Origin of the sequence: Ochrobactrum sp. EDr1-4, assembly GCF_049199085.1 — a bacterium.
Classification (GTDB): Bacteria; Pseudomonadota; Alphaproteobacteria; order Rhizobiales; family Rhizobiaceae; genus Brucella.
This window is the reverse complement of sequence record NZ_JBLZOF010000002.1, coordinates 380,114-401,102: the sequence shown is the minus strand read 5'-3', so window position 1 is coordinate 401,102 and position 20,989 is coordinate 380,114. Positions and strand designations below refer to the sequence as shown.

Here is a 20,989-nt window from a genome sequence, read left to right as displayed (position 1 = left end):
CCGTTAGGCAGGCGCTATATCGCTGAACGCCTCGGGGAATGCAATAGGGAAAATCCGTATTCGTAAAATGAGTGTCAAAAAAATGTATAACTAATTGTAATTTATGAATAAAATAATTCAATGGTCGCTGTGGAAATCGTACTTCAAGCTTTTGAAGCGCCAATTCTTTCGAACCCGATGTGAATCAGTTCGTTCATAATTGCTAATTTATATCCACATTCCGATTCATCCGCATAACGCTGTAGCCATTCGGCAGAAATACGAATGCATTCGCGATACCCTACGAGCATAATTTGACTATTGCCTCTTTGGAGCGTGTGATTAAGTGTACGAAACGCTTTGATAAAGGGCTTTGAGTTGGCCTCATATTTGGGAAGTAATATCTTATGCCTATGACGTCGGCGGAACTTCACGACTATCTGAAAAATCTCGACATAGAGGTTAGTACGGTGGAGCATCCACCTTTATTCACTGTTGCCGATTCACAGGGTCTGCGTGGTGAAATACCCGGTGGACACACAAAGAACCTGTTTTTGAAAGACAAAAAAGACAATTTCTTTCTCGTGACTGTAGATGAAGACGCTGTCGTTGATCTCAAATCGATCCATCAGATTATTGGCGCTTCCAGCCGTGTTTCTTTTGGCAAGCCGGAGAAATTGATGGAGTACCTTGGCGTGGTGCCTGGTGGCGTGACCGTGTTTGGCGCAGTGAACGACACTGATCACAATGTTCAGATTGTCCTTGATGCGGCTCTTATGAAAAACGACATTATTAATGGCCATCCTTTGACGAATGAAGCCACAACATCGATCAAGCGCGATGATCTGATACGGTTTCTGACCTCCACTGGCCATGAAGCACGTATTCTCGCTGTTTCAGAAGATGCTAAGGTGTCTCTTTAGATCTAGAGTACGCGCGGGCAATTTAGTGGAATGCTGCTTGAAATTGATTGTTGCAAGTACAAACTGATATGTCGAAACAAAGTTGCTGCCGCCCTATATGCAGGTTGAAAGACGTAAGGAATATCCGATGACAAGCCAGAACAATCCCTATTCGAATACGAGCGCGCAGATGGGTGGGCAAATGACCGGGAATGTGTCTTTTGGAACATCAACTCCTAATGTTGGCGGCAATGATCTCATCAAGGATACAACGACTGCTACTTTTCAGGCTGATGTGATTGCAGAATCGCGCAATCAGCCAGTTCTCGTTGATTTCTGGGCGCCATGGTGCGGCCCTTGCAAGCAACTTACACCAATCATTGAAAATGCCGTTCGTGAGGCAGCAGGCGCGGTCAAGCTCGTCAAAATGAACATCGACGACCATCCGTCCATTGCCGGTCAACTTGGCATTCAATCAATCCCCGCCGTCATTGCATTTGTGAATGGGCAGCCTGCCGATGGCTTTATGGGCGCGTTACCAGACTCCAAAGTCAAAGAGTTTATTGCGAAAATCAGCGGCCCAAGTGATCAGGAAGCAGCAATAACTGAAGCCGTTACGGCTGCGAAAGAACTGGTTGACGCTGGTGACTTTGTGCAGGCGGCGCAGATTTTCTCGTCAATCCTACAAGTAGCACCTGATAATGTGGATGCAATTGTCGGCTTGGCGACGTGCTTGCTTGAATCCGGCGATGCTGAGAAAGCCCGCGAAATATTGGCGAGCCTGCCAGCGGATACGCAAGATGCTGCGCCAGTCCGTGCGCTCGAAACAAAACTGGCTCTTGCTGATCAGGTAAAACTGATCGGTGATCCGATAGAGCTGGAGCGTCGCATTCAGGCCGATCCCAACGATTTTCAGGCTCGTTATGATTTAGCGCAGGTGCGAAATGCGCAGGGGCGACGCGTGGAGGCCGCTGATGAATTGCTGGCAGTCATGAAGGCGGACCGTAGCTGGAATGATGATGGTGCGCGCAAGCAGCTTCTACAATTCTTTGAGGCGTGGGGCAATGCGGACCCGGCGACGTTGGGTGCGCGTCGCAAACTTTCGTCGCTTCTGTTTTCTTAAAGGAGATAGTTATGCAAGTGGGCAATGCCCGTTATCGGATAGCTTCGGATATTCCGGAGCTTGTTCCGGTATTTCCGCTTAAAGGCGCACTTTTGCTGCCGGGTGGCCAACTGCCGTTAAATATATTCGAACCTCGCTATCTTGAGATGATCGAAGACGCATTGTCCGGCAAACGGATTATCGCGATGATCCAGCCTCGCATTAATGATGTCGAGGATGAAGACGACAGTGATGATTTCGATGAGACCGTGAAACCTGAATTGAGCCAGGTCGGTTGTCTTGGCCGGATCACCGCATATTCAGAGACAGGCGACGGCCGTGTGTTGATCACATTGCAAGGTATTTGCCGGTTTCGTGTTCTGGAGGAAGTGCATTCCCGCAGGCCCTATCGCCAATGCAGGATTGCGCCATTTCTCGCTGATCTTGAGGCTGCGGATGATGTTGGAGAGATTGACCGCGAAGCGCTCTTGCGTGCGTTCAAGGATTATCTGGAAGTGCATAATCTGGAGGCGGATTGGGATAGTATCTCTCGCGCAGCCAACGACACACTGGTGAATGCACTTTCAATAATGTCGCCGTTTGGTCCTGCTGAAAAGCAGGCGCTGTTGGAAGCTGCGGATTTAAAAACGCGCGCTGCGACGTTGATTGCGATTACAGAAATGGTGCTGGCGAAAGCCAAGGATGACTATGGTTCGCGTCTGCAATGAGCATGTAGTGAAAATATGAAGCGCCGAGGAAATACCAATGACGACAAATGAAAATACTGGCAATCTTGATGTCAAGCTGCTCGAATTGCTTGTTTGCCCACTCACCAAAGGGGCACTTCAATATGATGCGGAAAACAGCGAATTGATTTCGCAAAAAGCCAAGCTTGCGTATCCAGTTCGTGGTGGTATTCCGATCATGCTTCCTTCGGAAGCGCGCCCCATTGAATAGATAATCCCCGCATTTTTAGAGCCGCCTTTTTCAAATGGGAGGTGCTAGGCCGCGATGTTATATAATTTCCATATATTCTCTGTTCTTTTCCATAAATTTCGCACGGCAATTGTTGCCTGATGCGCAAGGGGGTTCTATAACCCTCGCGGAACTTTAAATTATGATGGCGGAGTTTGATTTTTCTGCCGCTATTATGTGATAAAAAACAGAGGCTTGGCATTATGGCATCCAGAAAACTCCTCCTCCTGCCCGGTGACGGTATCGGACCTGAAGCAATGGCTGAAGTCCGCAAGATTATCGCTTTCCTCAATTCGGGTCTGAATCTCGGTTTTGAAACCGACGAAGGCCTCGTTGGTGGTTCGGCGTATGATGCGCATGGTCAGGCGATTTCCGATGCGGACATGGAAAAGGCGCTTGCTGCCGATGCTGTGCTTTTCGGCGCTGTTGGTGGCCCTAAGTGGGACAGCGTTCCTTATGAAGTGCGCCCGGAAGCTGGCCTTCTGCGTCTTCGCAAGGATTTGGCACTTTATGCCAATTTGCGTCCGGCCATCTGCTATCCAGCGCTTGCACATTCATCGTCGTTGAAGCCAGAAGTGATCGAAGGTCTCGACATTCTGATCCTGCGCGAACTGACCGGCGGTGTTTATTTCGGCGAACCGAAGGAAATTATTGATCTGGGCAATGGCCAGAAACGCGGTATCGATACGCAGGTCTATGACACCTACGAAATCGAACGTATTTCCGATGTGGCTTTTGAACTGGCACGCACCCGTCGCAACAAAGTTACGTCGATGGAAAAGCGCAATGTGATGAAGTCGGGCGTCTTGTGGAATCAGGTCGTCACCGCTCGCCATAAGGAAAAGCATTCGGATGTCGAGCTTGAGCATATGCTGGCGGATGCTGGCGGTATGCAGCTCGTTCGCTGGCCGAAGCAGTTCGACGTGATCGTCACCGACAATCTGTTTGGTGACATGCTTTCTGATGTTGCAGCGATGTTGACCGGCTCGCTCGGTATGCTTCCATCGGCTTCGCTCGGTGCAGCTGATGGTGTGACTGGCAAGCGTAAGGCGCTTTATGAGCCAGTTCATGGTTCGGCGCCGGATATTGCTGGTCAGGGCGTTGCCAATCCGATTGCAATGATTGCGTCGCTTGCCATGTGCCTGCGCTATTCGTTCAACCTGATCGATGAAGCTGATCGTCTGGAAGCGGCAATTGCTGGCGTTCTGGATGATGGTCTGCGCACTGCCGACATTTGGTCAGAAGGTACCAATAAGGTCGGAACGACTGAGATGGGCGATGCAATCCTTGCAAAGTTCAAGGCGCTTTCCGCCTAAATTCCGATTGTATATTCATTAAAGAAGCCGCTGTGTGAAGATCGCGCAGCGGCTTTTTTAAATTCAGTCGAGTTGAATCGTGAAATCTGCGAACACCGCCGCTATAAGCAATACGATAAAGAAATACTGAAAACCTGTTTTCTTGATCTTCATAGCCAGCAATATCACTGCAGTTTCAATCGCAAAGAAAACGAAATCCCCCAGGGGAGATTCCTCGTTATTGATAGAAATGCTGGGGCCTGCACTGCGTAAAAGCTCAATAAGATTGAGCAGTATTAAAAGCGATAACAGCCATGTTTTTCGTGAAAGGAAATATCTTTCATAATCTCCATACTCTTTGATATCGTCCGGAGTTAGAGTGACGCACATGAAAAAGAGGCCAAAGACGTAAAGCAAATCCAAAACATAGGTATAAACATTGTAAGTCTTTGTGCTGCTCTCAAACAGATAGTCCCACCAGAATTGAATTATCCAAAGAAAAACGACAAAAACCCAACCAATATGCATGTAGGATATTTTATGCTTATTGGGATGTTGAACGAACTTTGATGCAAAAATAAGCAGCCGTGACAGACACAGGCTTATGCCCATGCCGTTGATAATGCGCATATGAGAGAAAGCATCAGCAGCGCTGATTGCGGTGTCGACTCCTGAAGGCAACTTTCACCCGTATCCATGTTTGCAAACAGTTTTTGATCAATATTTATATTATAGATATGTCGAGTTTCTCCACCGTGTCAAAGTAATAAATCTTGCCTCGAAATTGGTTGCGACCAAAAAATAGACGCCCGATTTCCGGCTGCAATTTCGCGCCAAGACGTTAAGAGTTGCTTCTATGTTGAATACGCTCCCAGATTTGAACACTTTGTATGATGCTCTGCTTGCCCGCGATGCGGCTTATGACGGCAAGGCCTATGTTGGCGTGCTGTCGACCGGAATTTTTTGTCGTCTTACCTGTCCGGCAAGGAAGCCGCTTAAAGAGAACTGCCGATTTTTTGCATCTATTCCAGAATGTATTGCGGATGGGTTTCGCGCTTGCAAACGATGTCATCCATTGCAGCCTGCAGCTGAAGCGGATGCCTCGATTGAACTTTTGTTGAAAGCGCTTGAAGCTCAGCCGCAACGTCGCTGGAGCGAAGATGATGTTGCGAGAATGGGATTTGACCCGTCAACGGTGCGGCGTAGTTTCAGACGCCACTTTGGAATTACGTTTCTCGAAATGGCTCGGCAGGAACGATTGCGGTACGGCTTTCAGACCCTGGCGCAGGGTGAACGCGTTATCGATGCGCAAGTCGATGCGGGTTTTGAATCGCCCGATGCATTTCGCAATGCCTTCGCACGTATTCTTGGAATGCCACCAGCACAATTGCGAAAAGATGGCTTGTTGCGCGCTGATTGGATCAAGACGCCGCTCGGCACGATGATTGCAGTCTGCGATCAGTCGGCTCTGCATTTGCTGGAGTTTACGGATCGAAAAGCTCTGCCGCAGGAGTTGAAGAAGCTTTACAAAGCCTGTCATGGATCAATCGGCATTGGGCGGTATCCTTCACATGATGTGCTCGAACAACAGCTTGATGCCTTCTTTGCCGGTAGCTCTGCAAGGTTCGATATGCCGCTTGTGTTGCACGGAAGTGAATTTACGCGTGATGTCTGGCGCGAATTGCAAAACATTAGGGCAGGGCAGACGCGAAACTATAGTGAGATTGCAAGAGCTGTCGAAAAGCCGCTCGCAGTGCGCGCTGTTGCGCGTGCGAATGGAGCCAATCAAATTGCTATTATCATTCCGTGTCATCGGGTCATTGGCGCTGATGGTTCGCTGACTGGCTATGGCGGCGGGCTTTGGCGTAAGCAAAAACTGATCGAAATTGAAGCGCAATATCGCTGAATGTTCTAACAAATGAAAACGCCGCCCGAAGGAGCGGCGTTTCTGTTTCAATCGTGATGCTGACTACTCGACCTTGTTGAGATCGACATCCTTTGTTTCTTTGACGAACAGGATACCAATGACGAGCGTGACAGTTGCAATGATGATTGGATACCAGAGACCATAGTAAATATCGCCTTTGGCAGCACTCATTGCAAACACGGTCGCTGGCAGAAGTCCACCGAACCAGCCGTTACCAATGTGGTATGGCAGTGACATACCGGTATAACGGATGCGGGTTGGGAACATTTCAACTAGGATAGCGGCAATCGGACCATAAACCATTGTCACGTAAATCACGAGAACGGTTAGGATTGCGATTGTCATGGTCCAGTTGATCTGTGCCGGATCGGCAACCATCTTGAACGCGCCTGCATTCGGGATGGTGTAAACAGCCTGACTTGGCTCACCTGCTGCATCTGCTTCGATCTGCGTAACGATGTTTGCCTTGACCAATTCCGCATTGGTCATTGTGGCACTTTCACCCGCACGAACGGCACCGGCATCAAGAGCGAGTTCTGGGTTTGCAGCAACGAAAGCATCAAGCTTTGAATCTGCAACCTTTGCAGGGCTGCGTACCAGCGGCCAACCGGCCTTTTGCAGAGAAAGATTGATGTCGTGGGTCAGCTTGGCCTGAGCGGCTTTCGCGTCCACACCGGCGGCAGTAGCATCATAAGATGTGACTGTTGAATCGCCGATCTTAACAGTCGCAGGCTGCCCAGCAGGGCCGGTCACAACATCATAAGGCACGGCACTGCGCGACAGGAAGCTGGTTGCGATATCGCAAGAGCTGGTGAACTTGGCCGTACCTGTTGCATTGAACTGGAAGTTACAATCGCCTGGTGCTGCCGTTACTGTTGCACGGATTGTCTGCTCAGCATGTGCAAGTGCCGGGTTGGCTGCTTGTGTGAGTGCCTTGAACAGTGGGAAGTAGGTGACTGCTGCAAGAGCCAAGCCAGCCATAATAATTGGCTTACGGCCAATCTTATCCGACAACCAGCCGAACACGACGAAGAAACCCGTGCCGAGAATAAGGGCTGTCGCAACCATGATATTGGCGGATTGGTTTTCGACCTTGAGCACGTTCTGCAAGAAGAACAGAGCGTAGAACTGACCGCTATACCAGACAACAGCCTGACCCATTGTGAGGCCGAATAGAGCGATAAGGGCGATCTTTGCATTTTTCCACTGGCCGAATGCTTCGGTAAGCGGTGCTTTGGATGTCTTTCCTTCTTCCTTCATTTTCTTAAATGCTGGGGATTCGCTCATCTGCAGACGAATCCACACAGAGATACCCAGAAGAACGATGGAAACGAGGAATGGAATACGCCAGCCCCATGCCGCGAAGGATTCTGTGGTCATGACATTCTGAATGCTCAGAATAACCATCAGAGAAAGGAACAGACCAAGCGTTGCGGTTGTTTGAATCCACGATGTGTAGAAACCACGACGACCGTTTGGTGCGTGTTCCGCAACATAGGTTGCAGCGCCGCCGTATTCGCCACCCAGTGCCAGACCCTGCAACATGCGCAGGATGATCAGGATTGCAGGTGCTAGGATACCAAGCGTTGCCGATCCGGGCAGAATACCGACGAGGAATGTCGATGCGCCCATGATGACGATAGTCACAAGAAACGTATATTTACGGCCGACGAGATCGCCGATACGCCCGAAGACGAGCGCGCCAAACGGGCGCACAAGAAAGCCTGCTGCGAAAGCGAGCAGAACGAAGATATTACGGGTTGTTTCTGGATATTCATTGAAGAACGCGGCGCCAATAAAGGCAGCAAGTGTTCCGTAAAGATAAAAATCATACCATTCAAATACGGTACCGAGTGAAGAGGCGAAAATAACCTTCTTTTCTTCACGCGTCATTTTAGGTGCGCCGGCCTTGGCGCTTGATTGCACTGACATAGGGTTCCTCCCAACAGCATTTTTGCTGATATGTGCGGACGTTCTCCTCCAACTTCCGCACACTTCTCCACACAGTCATGATGAACTGAATCGTTTCAAACGGTTATTATCTTTTAGTATGATAAAAGCCGTTGATCTGGTCGCGGAGGAAGGCAGGCATGAAAAAATTTACAGGTGGTTGCTTGTGTGGTTGCGTCAGATTTGAAGCTTCTGGCGATCCTTACCGTGTTGGCGTATGTCACTGCCTTGATTGCCGTAAGCATCATGGTGCATTGTTTCATGCGTCTGCGATTTTCCCGGAGAGCGCCGTGGTGATAGAGGGAGAAACGAGCAGTTATGAAGGGCGATATTTCTGCCCGAGTTGCGGATCGTCCGTATTTTCAAAGTCAGGCGATGAAGTTGAAATCAATCTGGGATCGCTGGATGCGCCCGATCAGTTCAAGCCCACTTATGAGCTTTGGACGATACGACGAGAGGCTTGGATACCGGAGTTTCCGGTCGAAAATCGATACGAGCGTAATCGCACCAGAATTGATCGGTTTGAGAAGTAAACCATACTTTTTTGGCGGGCCAGTCATCCCGCGAATGAAAGCCTTGGACTCGAATGCATTGGTCCTTCGTTATTCATCAAGCTATCGTTCGTTGTGAAGTAACATTGATCTAAAATCGCACTCTGTTTTCTTTTTTGTTCCGACCATACGATTATCAATTTAAGTTGGATTTGCTGCTTGCAGGCATATTGACGTTCCCGTAACTATGAAGCGAGAAGTAAGAATCTGCCACACGCGGGGTGTGCGCAGCCTACTTAGCGGAGACTTTTAGTCGGTGTCAGGTCCGTCATTTTCTTTGTTAGGCGCATATTTCCCATCATGGATGCTGTGCCTTTTCATTGCGATAATTATCACTCTTCTCGTGCGGGTTGTTCTGATCCGCATTGGTCTTGATGATATTCTTCCGTTTCGCCTGACAGCTTATACCGCAATGGTTATCGCGATTGCCTGCGGCCTCGCGCTTTTTGTGTATGGTCGATGAGTATGGAAAAGAACGCCTATAGTAAAAGAGAGTTCAGCATCATCGGTGTTTTGCTCACCGGCATATTGATCGTCGTCGCTTTCGTTATGGCGTGGCTTTATTTGCGTGAAGCCGACAAAAGCCCGCTTTCTGATGATGCTGTCATCGGAGCTAATATTGTTAATATTGCTGCGACAGTTCCCGGCAAAATCATTTCCATTAATGTCGAAGAAAATCAGGCAGTCAAAAAAGGCGATGTGCTTTTTTCAATTGACCCTGTGCCTCTCCAAATACTGGTTGACCAAACCGCTGCAGACCTCGCAATAGCTGAAGCAGCACTTGATACTCAAAGGCGTGCGGTAAAGGCTGAATCGCAAAATGCAATCATTGCCGACCAGCAGGTAGTGCGTGCCAGAACGAATCTCGATCTGGCTGAAGCAACGCTAAAACGCTTAGAGGCGCTTAGTCCGAAGGGCTATGTCACGCGTCAGCAGGTTGATGATGCAAAGACGTTGCGCAATGATGCTCAAATCAGTTTGACGCAGGCAGTGAAACAAGCTGAAGCCGCCACAACGCTCGTGGGAACGCTGGACAGCGCACAGGCATTGGTGCGTGCACGCCAAGCTGCTCTCGCACTGGCACAGCATAATCTCGACAACGCAGTCGTCATGGCACCCCATGATGGCAGGGTCGTAGGATCCAACCATGGCACCGGACAGATCATAGCTCCCGGCCAGTCTGTATTTACATTGATTGATACGTCGAGCTGGTATGCATCGGCGACCTTTCCTGAAACAGAGCTTCGCGGTATCAAGGTAGGCAGTTGTGCCGCTGTAAGAATTCTGGCCGATAGCTCCATCGTGGTAAAAGGCCGCGTCGAGGGTATTGGCTGGGGCGTTTCTTCCGAAGATCTCATCAATATACCGCGTAGTTTGCCCTATGTGCCTAAAAACTTAAATTGGGTACGCATAGCACAGCGCTTTCCGGTGCGTGTAAAGCTCATTGACCCTCCGGCAGAGTTGACGCGCTCTGGCGCATCAGCCGTTGTGACAGTGCATAATGGCAACGATTGCTAAATACGGACTTTGGGATGCAGTCCGCGAAACCCTAGCGGACCTGGCACCCTTTCCGGGCCGCATGGCAACGTCATGGCGTGTGGCAGCAGTCTGCGCGCTTGTTGCTGGCGTTGCGATGCTATTCAAAATCCCGGAATCCGCAATTAGCTGTTACCTGGTCATCTTTCTGATGAAGGCGGACGGCGCGGAAAATACGATTGTTGCGACTGCCGCGGTTATTGCGATCACCATTCTGGTGGCGCTGATGGTTCCTGTACTGCAGTGGACTATAGAATCTGCGTTGTTGCGTATTCTCGTTATGATCCTCGTTTCATTCGTTTTTATTTTCCTCGGTGCTGCCAGCAAACTCGGCGAGGGCGGCAGTATCGTCGCATTGATTATTGCCTTTATTTTGAGCCTTGTTAGTCAGGTTCCGATCAATGGCGTTATTTCTGTTGCTTTGCGCTATGCATGGGAAATGGCCATTCTTCCCATGTTTGTCATTGCGGGTTTCAGCCTGTTTTTCGGTCGCTGGAGTCTTACGCTGTTGCGTGATGAACTGCGCGAGCGCCTTTTGGTGGCCCGTAATGCACTTTCAAGTATCAATCCCTTGACGGATCCGTGGCTGCGGGAAAAGCTAGCTGCAGCCAATGACGACGAGAACAAACGTTCGATGCTTGTTAAAATACTGCATCAGACAACTCAAAAAAGACTAGCTCGAATACAAACGGATATTCCTGCATCGTATCAGTTGCTTTTTGCCGCTGCTGCTCTTCCCGCGGATACGCCGGATGAGAACCGGAAACATTATATTCGGCAAATCGACAGAGTCGTTGAGGCGTTGGATAGGGATGCACCGCTTCCTCCGCCTGAAATGTCGCCGGAGCCTTCGGTCCACAGGCAGGAGACAGGTATTTTGCAGGCGCTCAACAATATATCGGGGCGTGAGAAGACAGACTATAAAAAGGGTGCGGGTGACAGCTTTTTTGCCGCTGATGCTTTTACCAATCCTATTTATCAACGCTTTGCTCTCAAAACCACTTTGGCGGCAATTGCATGTTATGTATTTTACGCAGCAATTGATTGGCAGGGCATTCATACGGCGATGGTGACCTGCTATGTCGCCTCTCTTGGCACCGCAGGCGATACAATTCACAAATTGGCATTGCGTATCACCGGTTGTCTGATTGGGGCTGCGATTGGAATTGCGTCAATTATTTACCTCATGCCGCAGCTGGAAACTATTGGCGGACTGATGGTTCTAGTCTTTGCTGTCGCTCTTCTCGCCGCATGGGTATCTGCAGGCAGTGAAAAAGTTTCTTACGGCGGCGTTCAGATCGGCCTCGCATTTGCGTTGACCGTGTTGCAAGGCTTTGGTCCGACAACCGATATGGATTCGGCGCGCGACCGTATCGTCGGTGTACTGGTCGGAAACTTCGCCGTTTATCTTGTTTCTACACTGATATGGCCAGCGCCTGTTGTGACCGTTATCCGCCAGCGCCTTTCGGATGCAGCCAAAAAATTGGCTGAAATTGCATCTGCTACACCGGATGAACGACCCAAGATGATTGCCACAGTTGCTGAAACAGAACGTCTTTTGAGCGATGTTCGTTACTGTTTTTATCTGTTGCCGTTCGAACCTGCGTCTCTTCGTCCTTCAGAGAAGCTTGAAAAAACCTTTGATGGCTTTGTCGATGAGCTTGCTTCACTGAACAAGGAAGTCTACTTTTCTGGTGAGGTCATGCCCGATGCTGTTGAGAGATTGAACGCGCTCTCGTCACGCATAAAGTCTGATGTTATGCAGAGCGAAATTCCACCAGAAGATCAGGCTGTTTCTGCTGAGGAAGCAGAACACGAGGGGGCAACTAAAATCGATCAGCATCTTGCGCATATGGAAGCACTTTTGGCAGGCGGCAGGGTATGAGAAAGCCTGCGACGCTGAAATTCATTGCGCTATTTTCAATTTTTGCTCTTACCCTGAGCGGCTGTGCGACTGAAGCCTTGAAGCTCGCTCCGGCGTCCCCTGATCAGCCTTGGAAACCTGCGCAGGGGAAAAATGCACCTGCTGAAAATACCACAGGTGCTAAAGATTTCAGTATTCCATCCAACCCTGAACTGGCGCTCATTTCCAGTCCAGTCTCCGTTGATACGCGCTCGTCTTATGATCTTGCGCAGTTGATTGATCTTGCGCAGCGCAGCAATCCAACCACAAGAAATGCATGGGAAAAAGCACGTCAGGCTGCCCTTGCTGTAGGTATGGTAGAGGCAACGATGCTGCCCATAATCACAGCGAACGTGATTGGTGGTGTTCAAAAGACAAGTACGCCAGTTGATGTTCCTCTGATAGGAGAACGTACAGTTAATACGACCTTGAAGGGCGTCGCTCCTTCGGTAGCATTACAATGGCTGGTTTTTGATTTTGGTCAGCGCGCGGCGCTTGCGGATGCTGCAAAACAAGTCTCCTTTGCAGCCAATGTCACTTTTAATGCGATGCATCAGAAAGTTATTTTTGATGTTACCCGCACTTACTATGAATATAGCGCGGCGGTGGCCGGGCATCGGATTGCTGAACAAACCATGCGTAACAGCAAGGCCGTTCTTGCTGCGGTACAGGCGAAGCTGAATGAAGGCCGCGCCACAACTGTTGAGTTGGCACTTGCGAAGCAGCAGGTTGCGCAATCTGAATTGCGGCTTGTGAAATCGCAGGGGCAACAGCAGAATATTTATCAGGCACTTCTGGCGTCGATGGGCGTAAATGCCATGCTCAACATCAATGTTGAAAGTTCGATGAAAAGGCCGCTGCCCGCTAAGTTTGAAGGCATAACACAGCAGGCTGTCGAGACAGCCTTGTCCCGACGCCCTGACGTTGTCGCCAGTTACGCGGCATTGCAGGCAAGCAAGTCGGGCATAAAAGTTGCTCAGGCCGAATTTATGCCGAAAGTTTTTGTAGCGGGCGCGCTTGCTTCCACTAACAACCGTTTTGAAGCTGGCAGCTTGCCCTCAATTGGCAACCAGTCATCTGGAGCGGGTGTTCTGATCGGTGCCACGATGCCGCTTTATGATAGTGGGCTCCGTGCGGCCCAGCTCAAAAGCGCTGAATCGACACGCAATGCCGCGACTGAAACGTTCCGTAAGGTTCAGCTTGATGCGGTTGCAGAAATCGTTCTTGCATCCAATCTTCTTAAAACGTCTCTGGCTGCTAACAAAGCTGCGGGCGTTCTGGTTCAGACGTCCGCCACAGCATATGATGCGGCGCTTGAATCTTATAAGAATGGGCTTGGTACGATTACGATCGTCAATGAAGCCAACAATGCGTTGCTTGATGCAAAACTGGCGCAAACAGATGCACGTGCTGCCTCACTGATCGCGGCTGCTAATCTGGCATTCTTCACCGGGGCTTTGACATCAAGTTCGAGTGCTGTTGCGAGCTTGCCGGGAGTTTCAGCAGGGCAATGAAGGCTGGCTAAGGGCGGGGTAAAATGGCAAAATACTGGATAGCAGCAGGAATTATTCTGCTTTTTGCGATTGCCGCCTTTGTGTTCTGGTTTCTGATACGACACAAAAAAGGCTGGTCCAGAAATATTTTAGCTCACCTGACCTTCGTTGTAGCGATGTTTGGACTGATTATGACGTTCAGGCAAGTCGCTTATATGCTGCTTATTGACTATAAGATAACAGCGATTACGCCCGAAGTTATCAACACGGTATCAACTTTCGTCATGGCATTGATTGCCATGCAGCAGCTATTCCAGTTGATTAATCGCCTCACGCACAGCCAGATTGAACGTGGAAATGATGTGACGTCTGCGCGTATGGTCGCTCGTATTTTAAAGCTTGCGCTATTTCTCTTTATTATGCTGCTCTTTGGCGAGCAATTTGGGATAGGCCTTTCAGGTTTGCTTGCTTTTGGCGGTATCGGTGGCATCGCGATCGGTGTTGCCGGAAAAGATGTACTCAGTAACCTCTTCTCTGGGGTGATGCTTTATTTCGATAGACCGTTTAGCATCGGTGACTGGATAAGTTCGCCTGATCGAAACATTGAAGGTACAGTTGTTGAGATCGGCTGGCGGCTGACAAAGATTAAGACCTTTGATAATCGCCCGCTTTATGTGCCTAATGCCGCATTCTCGACCATCAGCGTTGAAAATCCGGGACGGATGACCAACCGACGTATCAATACCACTATTGGCTTGCGCTATGAAGACGGCGATAAAGTTTCTGGCGTAATCGACGACATAAGGTCGATGCTCAAAGCCAATGATAAAATAGACCAAACGCAAAGCCTGTTGGTCTATTTTAACGCCTTTGCGGACTCTTCGCTCAATATCATGGTTTATTGCTTTACCAAAACCACGCGCTGGGCCGAATGGCTCGATGCCCAGCAAGAGGTTTATCTCAGGATCATTGATATAGTTCATGCTCACGGAGCCGATTTCGCCTTCTCGTCTGAAACGCTTTATATCCAGCCTGATAAAACCGCCGAACAAAAGCCGGTTAAGGAATAGGTTTGCTGCAAGCACAAAACGAATAAGTGTGATGATCGTTGGTTATCAATAGAATTTCGATATGCTATTGATTTCTTGCTTCGCCACTTTCCCAAGGCACAACCTTTGCTTTTTGGCGCTTTCGAGCACGTTTGCTAATCGATAGGGTGCTTAAAATTGGAAGATAGTTTTTTCTTCATCCCGAGATTGGGAGAAGCTGTCGCGGAAATCAGAAGCATAGACTGGTCGCGCAATCCTCTTGGAGCGCCGGAAACCTGGCCTCGTCCACTCAGGACTGCCGTTCAAATGATGATGGCGTCCCGTTTTCCAAAGGCGATTGTTTGGGGTCCGAAATTCATTACCCTTTATAACGATGCTTTTAAGCCTATTCTTCGCGACAAGCAGAATTGTATGGGTAAGCCATTCAATGAAATATGGTCTGAAGTTTGGAATGATATTGGACCAATTGCCGAGAAGGCAATGCGCGGCGAGGCGACTTTTATCGAAGACTTTCCGCTGCTCATCAATCGTTCTGGCTTTAGCGAGCAGTGCTATTATACATTCTGCTATAGTCCTATTTTGGACGAAGACGGCAGTGTTGGCGGCATGATGGATACTGTTATTGAAACGACAGGCAAAGTCGAAGCCGAGAAGAACGCTCAGATTATGAATGCTGAGCTTGCACACCGCATCAAGAATACTTTTAGCATTGTAGGGGCTATTGCTAGCCAGACCTTTAAAAGCCGGGATAACGAAGATGAGCTCAGCTCTTTCTCCCGGCGGTTGTTCGCATTGAGCAGCGCGCATAATGTGCTGCAGTTTGGTAAAAGCTCAAGCGGATCATTCGCGCGGATCATTGGCGAAATCACCACGGCGCTTGGCGTTGATGATCGCGTTGATATTGACGGTGCCGATATTTTTATCGGACCCAAAGCTGCAAGTTCAACGTCGTTGTTGATCCACGAACTTTCCACAAACGCTATCAAATATGGCTCGTTGTCCAATGAAACGGGTCGAGTTTCGATTAGCTGGAATACAATGGATCACAATGGAATTGCTACGCTATTTTTAAACTGGCGTGAAACAGGTGGTCCGGCAATATCAAAGCCGGATAGGATTGGCTTCGGATCTAAGCTTATCAGAATGGGCCTTATGGGAACTGGTAACGTCGAGATTGATTACACTTCTGCTGGTTTGCGGGCTAAAATGAACGCACCCATTTATCAGATGCAGGGCGAGGGACGTCTTTATAATGACGGTTAGGTAATAGCCGCGATCGTATCATCGTTATGTTGGGATGATGGCGGCAAGGCCTCCATTTATGGGTTTTCACAGCAGAAAATCGTGCCCGAAATGGCTTGATGTATAACGCTAAACCGAGAGCTTTTCCTTTTTTCAATTTATAAGAAATTGTCTCGTCTTAGAAGATGGTTGAACAATAGTGAGCGCTCACATTTTTCATTTGACGTTTGATGGTATATGTGAATAATTTCTTCATAAGTGAACGGAGGGGTTCACATTGGAGGAAATCAAATGTTTTTGACACGCTCAGGCGTTGGCCTGAAAGCTCTTACTCTTGCAATTTTGTCGGCTTCCGCATTGAGCGCTCCAGCGCAAAGTCAGGATCGTGCAGCATTGCTGGGCACGTTACCGACCGAAATTCAGGCGTTTTACACCGATGTGGTTGAAGTTGGGCCATCCACTTATGGCGACTTTAAAGCCCCTGCTAAGCCTTGGCGCTGGTGTCACTCGGAATCCTATATGGGCAATCCGTGGCGTGTAACTTTCAATGACGAACTCAAGCGCCTCGTGGATGGTGCTATCGCCGCAGGTGATGTGTCGGAATATGTCGTGTCAGATTCCAATGGCGATGCGACACAGCAGATTTCGCAAATGCGTGCCTTCATTGAACAGGGTTGTAATGTCATTACGACAATTGCCGGTTCCTCGACTGCTTTAAATGCAGTGATCGATGATGCTTATAAGGCTGGGATTCCGGTCATCACATCGGCTGGTTCTGTTACAACGCCAAATGCCATTAATGTCATGCATAACCAAAACCTCTGGGGCTACCAGATGGGCAAAGGCATTGCCGAAGCCCTCAAAGATGGCGGCACGATCCTTCAGGTTGAAGGTATTTCCGGCCATCCGCTTGTGCAGCAGGAAAATGCCGGCCTTGAAAAGGCTGTCGAAGAAGCCGGAAACCTTAAAATCGCCCGCAAGGTAAGTGGCGAATGGACTGGCACGACAACCAAGTCTGCTGTGCTTCAGGCACTCGCAACCACGCCGCAGCAGATTGATGCGGTCTGGTCCACAGGCAGTGAAGCGCGCTTTATTGCTGAAGCCTTCCAGCAGGCGGGGCGTCCGTTACCACTGATTGCAGGCTCCATTTCGGGGGATGCGCTCGGCTATTGGAATGCCAATCAGGACTCATTCAAGTTCTATGGTGGTGAGGTCTCACCGCATGTCGCAGCACAGAATGCATTCCGCGTTGCGCTGCGTGTTCTTGAAGGCCAGAAGCCGCTCGTAAACACGATCATTGCGCCGATGCCGCTCGTGACTCAAGTTGACCTACCAAACTGGTACAAGGACTGCATGAAGCCGGATTCGGCTGCCATCTTCCCGATCCCGCCGCAGGACCCGTTCCCCGAAGAATTGCTGAATGGCTACTTCTCGAATGGAAGTGCAACCGCACTTTATGATTTCGCAAAAGTACCAGCGTCCTGCGCCAAGTAAGTAGCTTGTGCAAATACAACCATTGCCAGAGTTTCTGGCAATGGTTTTCATTTTCTGCCTGCGGAAAGTCATTCCATTATGCCCGAGCCTGATCTTAACCTAATCGGCACATCCCATATGCACAGGCTGCTTGCGGAGGCTGGTCTGCCGCCGATCACGCATGCGCCAGTCAAATCATTAAGGATCGAAAACCTCGAAAAGCGATATGGCGAAACTGTTGCGTTAACGGGTGCTAACGTCGATTTTCGCTATGGGGTTCACACCATTCTGGGTGAGAATGGTTCTGGCAAAAGCACAATGCTCAAAATTCTGTCAGGTGTAGTGGCTCCTACGCATGGACGCGTCGTTCTTAACGATAAAACAATTGCCGCCAACTCCCCGGCAGAAATGAAAGCGCTTGGTCTCGCCACAGTCTTTCAGGAAGTGCTGATCGCGCCGCATCGTTCGGTTGTTGAAAATATTTTCTTGGGCTTTGATGGATTGCTTTCTCGCAAAGTCAGCAAAGTCGTGCGTGAAAAGGCGTCTCAAGCGGTTTTGTCGAAGATTGCCCGCTTTCCAATTGATCTTCATGTTCCTGCTGGCAGCTTGTCGCTTGCGGCTCAACAGTTGGTTGTCATTGCGCGGGCTTTCATTAGCCGTCCCTCGATCCTGCTTCTGGATGAAGCCACTGCTGCGCTTGATTATGCAGATCGTGATCTGGTTTTTGAGACAATCGAAGATTATGCAAAGTCGGGTAACATTGTGATCTTCATTTCGCATCGTCTTGAAGAGGTGAAGCGTCTTTCCGATCAGGTTACGGTTCTGCGAAGCGGGCAGATTGTCGATACGCTTGACCGACATCAGATCAACAGTCAGATCCTTCTTGAACTCATGGCACCGGAGGCTCATCTCCATGTCGAATAATCAGACTATTCTTAGCTACGAAAACCTTGTGCTGGCGCCGGGGCGCAAAGCTCTGTCCGGCACGATCCGCGCTGGCGAAATCACCGGGCTTGCAGGATTGGAAGGCCACGGACAGGAGCAGTTTTTGCTTGCACTGGCGGGTTTTAGTCAGCCGCGCCAATCCTCAGTCGAAGTAGTTGGCAGGTCAGGCGAGCGCCAAGCCTATCGTAATCATCATGATGCAGCAAAGCGTGGGGTTGTTTACCTTCCGCGCGACAGACGCGCGACCGGCATTTTCCCGGTGCTTTCCGTACTTGATAATTTCGGCATGCCTTCTATGCCGCGTTTTTCGTGGGGCGGTATACTCAATCGCCGCAAGCAAAAAGAAGAATTGCAGCGCTATACGGAATTTCTGTCGATCCGCTATCCGGCCATGGATGCGCCAATTACGGCATTGAGCGGTGGCAATCAGCAGAAGGTTTTGCTTGCAAGGCTTTTGGCGCTGAACCCGCGTGTGATGCTGCTTAATGACCCAACCCGCGGCGTCGATCTAAATACGCGCATGAAATTCTATGAAGCATTTCGCAAGCTTGCTCGTGAAGAAGGCATTGCGCTTGTGATCCTGTCGAGTGAAATCGAGGAAATTTTGCAAATCTGCGACAGTGTTTCGGTGTTTCGTGATTTTGAATGCTCAAAAACAATAGGCAAATCTGAAATGTCGATGTCAGGTGTTCTTGCGGCCATGTTCGGACAGGATGAGGTGGCGCTATGAGCACATCCAATCAATCAGGTTTTTTGCAACGTCTGTTCTCTGGCGGGCAGGAAACGCGACTGGCCACAATCCTCTTTGTCATTCTGCTAGTTGTTAATATCGTGCTCAATCCGGTGCGCTTTGCACCGTCAAACTGGGGCGCAGTTCTGGGGCTTGCAGCACCACTGCTGCTGACTTCGCTTGCAATCACAATTCCGTTTCTCGCCGGGCGCGGTTCGATTGACATCTCTGTTGGCCCGCTCGTCGGATTGATCAATGTTATTTTGGTGCAGTTGCTGATCACCAAGGGAGGCATATCCTCCCCCTTTGTTATCATACCCGCAGCCATCGCGCTTGGCGTTCTTGCGGGCGCACTCAACGGACTGCTTGCGGCAATCATCCGTATTCAGCCAATTGTGGCGACGCTTGGCACTTATCTGATATTTGGTGGGCTGGCGCTGACCATCCTGCCGTCACCATCCGGTTCAGTTCCGGCATGGTTTGCAGCCCTCGCAGGTCCATGGTCCATTCTACCGGTTGGCACGGCCATTCTGATTTGGATCGGCATTAAACGCCTGCCATTTTATGAAACGCTGATGGCGGTTGGTAGTGAAGACCGCGCAGCCTACACTGCAGGTGTCAATGTTCCGCTTGTACGCTTTATGGCTTACGTACTGGCTGGCCTTTTTGCGGGTTTGGCAGCAATCTCGCTGACAGCTCTTATTGGCTCCGGCGATCCGATTATCGGACCGGGCTATACGCTGATTGCCATTGCTGCGGTAGCACTAGGCGGCGTCAGCCTTGCTGGTGGTGTTGGTGGTTTGAAAGCAGCATTTCTGGGTGCAGCTGATATTTTCCTGCTGCAAAGCATGTTGACGGCGTTCAATGTATCTACTTTCGTTCTTCAAGCCGTCTATGGCGCAGTTCTTGTTCTGGCTGTGTGCCTCAACTCTGAAAAACTGAAACTTTATTTCCGACGCAAGGTGGCGCAGCCATGATTAAAGCCTTAGCTACCAATCGTGCGCTGGTCGCCTTCATCGGGGTTGTTCTTGTTTTCCTTCTCGGTGCAGCCCTCATTCCCGGCTTTGCCAGCTTGTTTTCCATCCGCGCCATGCTGGTTCTGGCATCGCTGCTGGCTATTGCAGCGCTCGGTCAGACGCTGGTGATGATCCTTGGCGGTATCGATCTTTCGATCCCTTTTGTCATTGGCTTTGCTAATGTGGTCTTTGCAAGCCTCTATGGTGATGGAATGTCGCCGCTGATGGCAGGGGTGATCGTGCTTGTATCAGCGGGTCTGATTGGCGCGTTTTCGGGCGCATTGTCAGCCGCACTTTCCATTCATCCCTTGATCGTAACTTTGGGCGTTGGCACAATGGTTCAGGCGGGTGTTCAGATATGGACACGCGGGTTGCCGACCGGCTCGGCTCCTGCCTTCATCAATGACTTTGTATCATTAGGTGGCAGCATCGGACCTTTACCGTTTCCATGGTTGATCCCGTTCACCCTCTTCCTGACTATTGGCACAGTTTTTGTGTTGCGGCGCACGATTTATGGCCGCAAGCTTTATGCGCTTGGCTCTAACATCAAGGCCGCAGAAATTGCGCTGATCAGGCCTGTGGCGATCTGGGCGATCACGTTTGGCTTGAGTGCTATGTTTGCAGCGCTTGCCGGCATTTTGCTGCTCGGCTTTACCGGATCATCAAGTGCGACGGTTGGCACACCCTATCTGTTTCAGACAGTATCAGCGGTAGTGATTGGCGGAACGGCATTAATTGGCGGCCGAGGCGGTTTTGTCGGTACCGTTGCAGGCGCTATCATGTTGATGGAACTGCGCACATTCCTGATCGGTATGGGGTTTTCGGATGCCATGGTGCAGTCTGCACTTGGTGTGCTTATCCTTCTTCTGGTGGCAGCCTATGGCCGCGACCGTCATATCCGTAACCTGATCTGAAGGAAAT

20 protein-coding genes are annotated in these 20,989 nt (G+C 49.8%); 18 read left to right on the top strand and 2 right to left on the bottom strand.

Translation table 11 applies throughout. The annotated features are described in order from the left end of the window. Nucleotides 1-386 precede the first annotated feature (386 nt). The 5 genes from ACOZHT_RS08255 to leuB all read left to right on the top strand — a co-directional run bounded on the left by ACOZHT_RS08255 (nt 387) and on the right by leuB (nt 4,274). Complete coding sequence (locus tag ACOZHT_RS08255) at nt 387-902, top strand: prolyl-tRNA synthetase associated domain-containing protein (RefSeq protein ID WP_339509948.1); 516 nt, start codon at nt 387-389, stop codon at nt 900-902. 127 nt (nt 903-1,029) lie between these two features. Further along, complete coding sequence (trxA, locus tag ACOZHT_RS08250) at nt 1,030-2,004, top strand: thioredoxin (protein ID WP_339509947.1); 975 nt, start codon at nt 1,030-1,032, stop codon at nt 2,002-2,004. Between the two features lie 11 nt (nt 2,005-2,015). Next, the gene (locus ACOZHT_RS08245; RefSeq protein WP_339509946.1) at nt 2,016-2,711 is read left to right on the top strand and encodes an LON peptidase substrate-binding domain-containing protein; all 696 of its coding nucleotides are present in this window, start codon (nt 2,016-2,018) and stop codon (nt 2,709-2,711) included. A gap of 37 nt (nt 2,712-2,748) precedes the next feature. After that, a complete protein-coding gene (locus ACOZHT_RS08240) occupies nt 2,749-2,940 on the top strand; it encodes a Trm112 family protein (protein WP_339509945.1) in 192 nt (63 codons plus the stop codon). Between the two features lie 221 nt (nt 2,941-3,161). Beyond that, nucleotides 3,162-4,274, top strand: coding sequence for a 3-isopropylmalate dehydrogenase (leuB, locus tag ACOZHT_RS08235; protein WP_339509944.1), 1,113 nt, complete (start codon nt 3,162-3,164; stop codon nt 4,272-4,274). A 63-nt stretch (nt 4,275-4,337) separates the two neighbouring features. Here the strand turns inward: leuB and ACOZHT_RS08230 are convergent, their stop codons facing one another. Further along, on the bottom strand, nt 4,338-4,934 hold the full coding sequence (locus tag ACOZHT_RS08230; protein WP_339509943.1) for a hypothetical protein: 597 nt from the start codon (nt 4,932-4,934) through the stop codon (nt 4,338-4,340). Nucleotides 4,935-5,109: 175 nt separating this feature from the next. On the opposite strand from ACOZHT_RS08230, the gene ACOZHT_RS08225 reads away from it, so the two are divergent. Further along, nucleotides 5,110-6,159, top strand: coding sequence for a trifunctional transcriptional activator/DNA repair protein Ada/methylated-DNA--[protein]-cysteine S-methyltransferase (locus ACOZHT_RS08225; RefSeq protein ID WP_339509942.1), 1,050 nt, complete (start codon nt 5,110-5,112; stop codon nt 6,157-6,159). 63 nt (nt 6,160-6,222) lie between these two features. On the opposite strand, the gene ACOZHT_RS08220 is transcribed toward ACOZHT_RS08225, so the two are convergent. After that, nucleotides 6,223-8,112, bottom strand: a complete 1,890-nt coding sequence (locus ACOZHT_RS08220; protein ID WP_339509941.1) for an MFS transporter — start codon at nt 8,110-8,112, stop codon at nt 6,223-6,225. A gap of 158 nt (nt 8,113-8,270) precedes the next feature. Here ACOZHT_RS08220 and ACOZHT_RS08215 point away from each other — a divergent pair, with 158 nt between their 5' ends. From ACOZHT_RS08215 to ACOZHT_RS08160, 12 genes are all read left to right on the top strand, one after another. After that, nucleotides 8,271-8,663 (top strand): GFA family protein, encoded by a 393-nt coding sequence (locus tag ACOZHT_RS08215; protein WP_339509940.1) that lies wholly within the window; start codon nt 8,271-8,273, stop codon nt 8,661-8,663. A 274-nt stretch (nt 8,664-8,937) separates the two neighbouring features. Then, nucleotides 8,938-9,144 carry a YtcA family lipoprotein gene (locus ACOZHT_RS08210; protein WP_310014795.1) on the top strand — a complete coding sequence of 69 codons (207 nt, stop codon included), beginning with the start codon at nt 8,938-8,940 and terminating at the stop codon, nt 9,142-9,144. Beyond that, nucleotides 9,141-10,199, top strand: a complete 1,059-nt coding sequence (gene mdtN / locus ACOZHT_RS08205) for a multidrug transporter subunit MdtN (RefSeq protein WP_339509939.1) — start codon at nt 9,141-9,143, stop codon at nt 10,197-10,199. Before ACOZHT_RS08210 ends, mdtN begins: the two co-directional genes overlap by 4 nt. After that, on the top strand, nt 10,183-12,102 hold the full coding sequence (locus tag ACOZHT_RS08200) for an FUSC family protein (RefSeq protein ID WP_339509938.1): 1,920 nt from the start codon (nt 10,183-10,185) through the stop codon (nt 12,100-12,102). Before mdtN ends, ACOZHT_RS08200 begins: the two co-directional genes overlap by 17 nt. After that, nucleotides 12,099-13,634, top strand: coding sequence for a TolC family protein (locus tag ACOZHT_RS08195; RefSeq protein WP_339509937.1), 1,536 nt, complete (start codon nt 12,099-12,101; stop codon nt 13,632-13,634). The genes ACOZHT_RS08200 and ACOZHT_RS08195 overlap by 4 nt, the downstream gene beginning before the upstream one ends. Nucleotides 13,635-13,657: 23 nt before the next feature. Beyond that, nucleotides 13,658-14,683, top strand: a complete 1,026-nt coding sequence (locus ACOZHT_RS08190) for a mechanosensitive ion channel family protein (RefSeq protein ID WP_339509936.1) — start codon at nt 13,658-13,660, stop codon at nt 14,681-14,683. A gap of 285 nt (nt 14,684-14,968) precedes the next feature. Next, nucleotides 14,969-15,925, top strand: a complete 957-nt coding sequence (locus tag ACOZHT_RS08185; RefSeq protein ID WP_339509934.1) for an HWE histidine kinase domain-containing protein — start codon at nt 14,969-14,971, stop codon at nt 15,923-15,925. Between the two features lie 270 nt (nt 15,926-16,195). Continuing rightward, entirely contained in the window at nt 16,196-17,398 is a 1,203-nt protein-coding gene (locus ACOZHT_RS08180) for a substrate-binding domain-containing protein (protein WP_339509933.1), read from the top strand. 78 nt (nt 17,399-17,476) lie between these two features. Beyond that, nucleotides 17,477-18,301 carry an ATP-binding cassette domain-containing protein gene (locus tag ACOZHT_RS08175; protein ID WP_339509932.1) on the top strand — a complete coding sequence of 275 codons (825 nt, stop codon included), beginning with the start codon at nt 17,477-17,479 and terminating at the stop codon, nt 18,299-18,301. Continuing rightward, complete coding sequence (locus tag ACOZHT_RS08170; RefSeq protein ID WP_339509931.1) at nt 18,291-19,052, top strand: ATP-binding cassette domain-containing protein; 762 nt, start codon at nt 18,291-18,293, stop codon at nt 19,050-19,052. The genes ACOZHT_RS08175 and ACOZHT_RS08170 overlap by 11 nt, the downstream gene beginning before the upstream one ends. Next, nucleotides 19,049-20,029, top strand: a complete 981-nt coding sequence (locus tag ACOZHT_RS08165; RefSeq protein WP_339509930.1) for an ABC transporter permease — start codon at nt 19,049-19,051, stop codon at nt 20,027-20,029. The genes ACOZHT_RS08170 and ACOZHT_RS08165 overlap by 4 nt, the downstream gene beginning before the upstream one ends. Next, entirely contained in the window at nt 20,026-20,982 is a 957-nt protein-coding gene (locus tag ACOZHT_RS08160; RefSeq protein WP_339509929.1) for an ABC transporter permease, read from the top strand. The genes ACOZHT_RS08165 and ACOZHT_RS08160 overlap by 4 nt, the downstream gene beginning before the upstream one ends. Nucleotides 20,983-20,989 lie beyond the last annotated feature (7 nt).